Raw genomic sequence first — 6,486 nt, forward strand, 5'->3', positions numbered from 1 at the left:
CCACCGCCCCGCACCGCCTCCGCCTGGCTCCCGTACTGGGACCAGGAGGCCGCGTACAAGAACGCGCTGCGCCACGCCGATCAGCTCCACACCGTCAGCCCGTTCTGGTACCAGGCGAAGTCGGCCGGGCGTGTCGACCCGCACTCCGGGGCGGGGCAGCGGCGCATCATCGACGGGCTGCACCGGGCGGGCATCAAGGTCGTGCCGACCGTCATGGAGACGCTGCCGCCCGGCGCGCTGGCCGCCGTCGTCACCGACCCGGCCCGCCGCGCCACCCACGTCAAGACCCTCCTGAACGTGGTCAAGAGCCGTGCCTACGACGGCCTCGACCTGGACTACGAGACCATCGCGCCGACCGGTGAGGCCACGTACAAGAAGGTCCGCGACGGCTACGCCACGATGGTCACCGACCTGTGCCGCCGCCTGCACGAGCTGCGCAAGCAGTGTGTCATCACCGTCTCGCCCAAGACCGCGGGCACCGGACGCGTCTGGGACTACGAGCGGCTCGGCGCCGCCGCCGACCGGCTGCGGATCATGGCGTACAACCTGCACTGGGCCGAGGGCTCGCCCGGCCCGCTGTCCACCCCCGCCTGGTACGAGGAGATCCTGCGCCGCGCCACCGCCGAGGTGCCGCGCCGCAAGCTGGAGATGGGCCTGCCCGCCTACGGCTGGGACTGGGCCGTCGGCAAGCGCGACCGCGCCCGGCACGTGACCTCGAAGGAGGCCGAGACGCTGCGCCGCAAGGTCAAGGCGCCCTACCGCATCGACCCGGCCTCCAGCACGCCGCACTTCACGTACGACGACGGCGGGACCCGGCGCACGGTCTGGTACCAGGACGCGCGCGGGACCGCCGCGCATCTGCCGGCGCTGCGGAAGTACGGCGTGGACCAGACCGTGCTGTGGGCGCTCGGCTTCGAGGACCCGGGGCTGTGGCGGGAGCTGGCCCGCATGTGAACCCCCCCGGGCCTCCCCGTCCCCCATGAAGCCCGTGTGACGGCCGCATTGCGGCTTCGTGGACCGTCGTCCGACGTCTTGTGCGGGCCCGTCCAGATGACTCAGGAAGCGACGAACGCCGAGCTGGACGTGGCCTTCACCAACAACATCGTCCGCAGGGGCCCCGCCACCACGTCCGTCAACTGGCAGCTGAGCGACAGCAGTTGGCGCACCGACCACAACGCCCTGTACGGCTTCGCGGCACCCGCGGGCGCCACGCACACCGTCACCGCCGCCCCCGGACTGCTCAGGCCCGGCTCGTACGACCCCCTGGACTACCGGCTGTGGCAGGGCTACCCCACCCTCGGCAGCGGCACGCCGGTCGCGGACAACGGTGGCCGCGACTACTTCGGCAACCCCGTCACGACCGGCGCCGCGCCCAACATCGGCGCCTATGAGGGGCCCGGCGTCCCCCGGTGACGCTCAGGGAGCCGGTTCCGCGTGCGGGACCGGCTCCGGCCACTTCTCGTACCACCGCTGGTCCGCCTCCAACTGCGCGGCCAGCGAGATCAGAAGGGGCTCGCTGCCCGCGGGCCCGAGCAGCTGCGCGCCCACGGGCAGGCCGCCCGGCGTGCGTCCCGCCGGGACGTTCACACCCGGCCAGCCGAGCACGTTCCACGGCCACGCGTACGGGCAGGCGGCGATCATCGCCTGGTCGGTGCGCCAGCCGTTCATCGTGGCCAGCGTGCCCACGCGCGGCGGGGGAGTGGCCGTCGTCGGCGCGAGCACCACGTCGTACGTCGAGAAGACGGCACCCACCCGGCGGTGCAGCGCGGCCTCCGAACGCCGTGCGAGGCGCAGCGGCGCCCCGCCCAGCAGCCGCCCCATGCGGGCCGCCTCGCGCGTGCGCGGGTCCAGGAGCGCGGGATCGGGCACCTGGCGGGTCCACTCCGCGATGCCCGCCGTGGCGCGCGGCACGAAGGCGAGACCGATCCGGCCGTAGCGCGGATCGGCCCGCGACACGTCGTGTCCGAGCGCGGCGAGCCGCTCCGCGAGCGCCACCACCCGGTCCCGCACCACGGGGTGCAGCTGCTTGGGCGTCGCCGTGAACGGCATCCGCAGCGACAGCGCGATCCGCAGGCGCCCCGGCTCGCGTGTCGCGGCCTCGGCGGCGCGCACGGCGGGCGGCCGGTGCAGATCGCCCGCGTGGCTGCCGCTCGCCGCGTCCAGGAGCAGCGCGGCGTCCTCCACCGTCCTGGCCAGCGGGCCGTTCACGGTGATCCCCTGGAACGCCTCCGCCCACGGCCACGTCGATATGCGCCCGCGCTGCGGCTTGATCCCGACCAGATGCGTCCAGGCCGCGGGGATGCGCACCGAACCCGCGCCGTCCGAGCCGAGCGCCGCCGGGACGAGGCCCGCGGCGACCGCGGCGGCCGAGCCGCCCGACGACCCGCCGGGCGTATGGCCGGTGTTCCACGGATTGCGCGTGTCACCGAACCCGGGCCCCTCGGTGAACGGCCACTGGCCCAGCTCGCACGTGTTCGTCTTGCCCACGATCACCGCGCCGGCCGCCCGCAGCCGGCGCACGGCCTCGCTGTCCTCGGTCTTCGGCGGGAAGTCGCCGGGGCACCCGAACGCGGTCGGCTCACCCGCGACGTCCATGTCGTCCTTGACCGCCAGCGGCACACCGAGCAGCGGGCGCCCCGGACCGGCGCCGCCCGCCGCGAGCTCCCGGTCGGCGGCGTCCGCCTCGGCGAGCGCGGCCTCGGACCGCACCAGCTTGAACGCGTTCAGCGCGGGCTGCGACGCCTCGATCCTGGCCAGCGTCCGCTCGGTCAGCGCACGCGAGGACACCTCTCCCTCGGCCAGCGCGCGTGCGGTGCGCGCCAGGCCTTCGGCACGGTCGGCAGTCATGTGGGGGACACCTTCGCTCGACGACGGGTGTCCGAACGTTAACCGGCGAGTAGGCCGTCACGGAACGAGAACGAGCAGGACGCCGACGGGAACGAGCGGGACAACACGGAAGCCGGGCACGGAAGTTCGCGCCGCGCCCCGGCGCGAGCCCGGGGACGAGGGGACGCCGGTGCGCGCGCCGGGACGCCCGGCGGCGCTCCACCGCCCGCCTGAGGGCACCGGCGCACCGTCTGGAAGGATGCCGGTGTCATGGTGCAGATACCGAAGCAGCAGCCCACGCAGCGTTCCGTGCCCACGAGCGCCGACGTCGCCCGCCTCGCGGGCGTCTCCCGCGCGACCGTCAGTTACGTCCTCAACAACACCAGCGCCGTCCGCATCAGCGAGCCCACCCGCCGCCGCGTCCACGAGGCGGCCAGGGAGTTGGGCTACGTCCCGCACGCCGCCGCCCGCAGCCTGCGCGCCGGACACAGCCGCATGGTCCTCATGCCGACGTCCGAGGTCCCGATGGGTCCCCTGTTCAGCCGGTTCTTCAACGAACTGCAGTGGGCGCTGAGCCGGTTCGACTACACCGTCGTGCAGTACGCGAGTCTCGGCCTGACCGGCGAGGACGCCGCGCGCGCCTGGGCCGAGCTGCGCCCCGTCGCCGTCCTCGCGCCCGACGCCTCCGCGCTCGACGCGCGCGGCGTGAGCATCCTCAAGCGGTCCGGCGCCAGGGCCGTCTTCACGCTCGGCCCGCACCGCGTCGACGGCGCGCACGCCCTGCTGATGGACGGCCGCAAGGTGGGCGAGGCCGCCGCGCTGCACTTCCTGGCGCGCGGGCGGCGCCGCATCGGCGTCGTCGTCCCCGAGGAACCGGGTCTGGAGAACTTCTCGGGGCCCCGGCTCGACGGGCTCCGCCAGGCGGTCGAGGACACCGGTACGGCGGGGGCCTCGGTCACCGCCCTGCCCCTCGCCTTCACCGAGGAGTCCGCGGCCCGGCTCGCGGCGAGCTGGCGCACCCTGGGGCTCGACGCCGTCTTCGCGTACAACGACGAGTACGCGATGCTCCTGATGCGCGCCCTCCAGGACGAGGGCATCGCGATTCCCGACGACACCGCCGTCATCGGCTCCGACGACCTGATGCTGGGCAGGCTGCTGCGGCCCCGCCTCAGCACCGTCCGCATCGAGCTGCCGTCGGGACGGGGGCTCGCCGAACTGGTCGACCGCATGGTGCGCGACCCCGGAGAGCGGCCCGAGGTGCACGACATGCTCGGCGCGGATGTCGTGCACCGCGAGTCCAGCTGAACGTTCCCCGCTCGTGAGCGGGCGGCCGCCGCCCGTGCGCGGGCCCTACTCGCCCTGTTCCTGCTGCTTGGCCTGCTCGGCGGCCACCTGCCGGCGCACCTCGTCCATGTCCAGCTTCCTGGCCTGGCCGATCACGTCCGTGAGGGCGGCCTCGGGCAGCGCGCCGGGCTGGGCGAACACCGCCACCTGGTCGCGGACGATCATCAGCGTCGGGATGGACTGGATGTTGAAGGCGGCCGCGAGCTCCGGCTGGGCCTCCGTGTCGACCTTCGCGAAGACCAGGTCGGGGTTGGCCTCGGCGGCCTTCTCGTAGACGGGGGCGAACTGCCGGCACGGCCCGCACCACGACGCCCAGAAGTCGATCAGGACGAATTCGTTGTCGGTGACCGTCTGGTCGAAGTTCTCCTTGGTGAGCTCCACGGTCGCGCTGCTCATGGTGTTCCCTACTTCCTGATATTCGGGCGAAGCCGCTGTGCACAACGGCCGATGCGGCGGACGTATTCCGCCGCCTCCACGCGCGGGCGGAGCCGCGCGTGTACCGGCGTGTTCCGCGCGCGTACCCATGTGGCCACGGCGCACACCTGCCGACAGACTGTCCTCATGACGGAAGCCATCACATACGACGTCGTAGTCATCGGAGCCGGTCCCGTGGGGGAGAACGTCGCGGACCGGGCCCGCGCGGCGGGGCTCAGCGCCGCGATCGTGGAGAGCGAGCTCGTCGGGGGCGAGTGCTCGTACTGGGCGTGCATGCCCAGCAAGGCCCTGCTGCGCCCCGTCATCGCCCGCGCCGACGCCCGCCGGGTCCCGGGACTGCGTCAGTCCGTCCAGGGCCCGCTGGACGCCCCCGCCGTCCTGGCCCACCGGGACGACTACACCTCGCACTGGAAGGACGACGGCCAGGTCGGCTGGCTGGAGGGCGTCGGCGTGGACCTGTACCGCGGCCACGGCCGCATCGTGGGCCCCCGCAAGGTCACGGTGACCGCCGCCGACGGCACGGAGCGGACGCTGGAGGCCCGGCACGCGGTCGCCGTCTGCACCGGCACCCGCGCCGCCCTGCCCGACCTGCCGGGCCTCGCCGACGTCAAGCCGTGGACCAGCCGCGAGGCCACCAGCGCAGACCACGTGCCCGGCCGCCTGCTCGTGGTGGGCGGCGGCGTCGTGGCCGTGGAGATGGCCACCGCCTGGCAGGCCCTGGGGTCGAGCGTCACGGTGCTGGTACGCGGCGGGGGCCTGCTGCCCCGCATGGAGCCGTTCGCCGGCGAGCTGGTGGCCGACGCCCTGCGCGAGGCGGGCGCCGAGCTGCGTACCGGTGTCTCCGTCACCGCCGTCGAGCGCGAGGGCGGCACCGTCACCGCGACGCTGGACGACGGCTCGCGGCTCCAGGTCGACGAGATCCTCTTCGCCACGGGCCGCGCGCCCCGCACGGACGACATCGGCCTGGAGACGGTCGGCCTGGAACCGGGCTCCTGGCTGCCGGTCGACGAGAGCCTGCGCGTCCAGGGCAGCGACTGGCTGTACGCGGTGGGCGACGCCAACCACCGCGCGCTCCTCACCCACCAGGGCAAGTACCAGGCCCGCATCGCGGGCGCCGCCATCGCCGCCCGCGCCCAGGGCGTCCCGCTCCTGGAGACCGACCGATGGGGCGCCCACTCGGCCACCGCCGACCACGCGGCCGTCCCGCAGGTCGTCTTCACCGACCCCGAGGCAGCCTCGGCGGGCCTGACCCTCGCGGAGGCGGAGTCCGCGGGCCACCGCGTGCGCGCCGTCGACTACGACATGTCCGGCGTCGCGGGCGCCGGCCTCTACGCCGACGGCTACCGCGGCCGCGCCCGCATGATCGTCGACCTGGACCGCGAGATCCTCCTCGGCGTCACGTTCGTCGGCCCCGGCGTCGGCGAACTCATCCACTCCGCGACGATGGCGGTCGCGGGCGAGATCCCCCTGGACCGCCTGTGGCACGCCGTTCCGGCGTACCCGACGATCAGCGAGGTGTGGCTGCGGCTCCTTGAGACGTATCGGGGGTGAGCCGAGGGCACGACTCCGCACGTACGCAAGGCCGGGAGGGGACACGGCGGCGCGGGCGTCGGCGGGTGGCCACGCGACAAGGTGCGTCTCCGTGCGCGGGGGAGACGCACCGGTCCCGCAACCGCCCTGCTGCCGCGCCGAGTTCCGCACGCGACCGCAGACGTGGGTGAGGCTTTCGTGACCGCTGCCGGGAACACCGCCGACGTGACCACGGCAGGGGAGGACGACGACACCGTCCCGGACTCCGTCGGAGCGATCCTCGTCGCCAGCTTCCCCCTCTCCGCACCACGCCCCGCCGAGCCCCGCGCCACGCCCCCGCCGAGCCCGGCG

The 6,486-nt window shown here is 74.3% G+C and carries 6 protein-coding genes; 4 read left to right on the plus strand and 2 right to left on the minus strand.

Annotation, left to right across the window (positions count from 1 at the left end):
- The coding region (locus tag AOK22_RS32720) for a glycosyl hydrolase family 18 protein (protein ID WP_055702343.1) at positions 1–954 on the plus strand (954 nt) is incomplete at its 5' end.
- A 96-nt stretch (positions 955–1,050) separates the two neighbouring features.
- The gene (locus tag AOK22_RS32725; protein ID WP_055702344.1) at positions 1,051–1,413 is read left to right on the plus strand and encodes a hypothetical protein; all 363 of its coding nucleotides are present in this window, start codon (positions 1,051–1,053) and stop codon (positions 1,411–1,413) included.
- A 3-nt stretch (positions 1,414–1,416) separates the two neighbouring features.
- Here AOK22_RS32725 and AOK22_RS32730 read toward each other — a convergent pair whose 3' ends face one another.
- Positions 1,417–2,847: an amidase gene (locus tag AOK22_RS32730; RefSeq protein WP_055702345.1), complete on the minus strand. Its 1,431-nt coding sequence runs from the start codon at positions 2,845–2,847 to the stop codon at positions 1,417–1,419.
- Between the two features lie 249 nt (positions 2,848–3,096).
- On the opposite strand from AOK22_RS32730, the gene AOK22_RS32735 reads away from it, so the two are divergent.
- Positions 3,097–4,131, plus strand: coding sequence for a LacI family DNA-binding transcriptional regulator (locus tag AOK22_RS32735; RefSeq protein ID WP_055702346.1), 1,035 nt, complete (start codon positions 3,097–3,099; stop codon positions 4,129–4,131).
- A 45-nt stretch (positions 4,132–4,176) separates the two neighbouring features.
- On the opposite strand, the gene trxA is transcribed toward AOK22_RS32735, so the two are convergent.
- Positions 4,177–4,566 (minus strand): thioredoxin, encoded by a 390-nt coding sequence (gene trxA, locus AOK22_RS32740; protein ID WP_055702347.1) that lies wholly within the window; start codon positions 4,564–4,566, stop codon positions 4,177–4,179.
- A gap of 165 nt (positions 4,567–4,731) precedes the next feature.
- On the opposite strand from trxA, the gene AOK22_RS32745 reads away from it, so the two are divergent.
- Complete coding sequence (locus AOK22_RS32745; protein ID WP_055702348.1) at positions 4,732–6,156, plus strand: dihydrolipoyl dehydrogenase family protein; 1,425 nt, start codon at positions 4,732–4,734, stop codon at positions 6,154–6,156.
- Positions 6,157–6,486 lie beyond the last annotated feature (330 nt).

Origin of the sequence: Streptomyces silaceus (genome assembly GCF_001419745.1) — a bacterium.
GTDB classification, from domain to species: domain Bacteria; phylum Actinomycetota; class Actinomycetes; order Streptomycetales; family Streptomycetaceae; genus Streptomyces; species Streptomyces silaceus.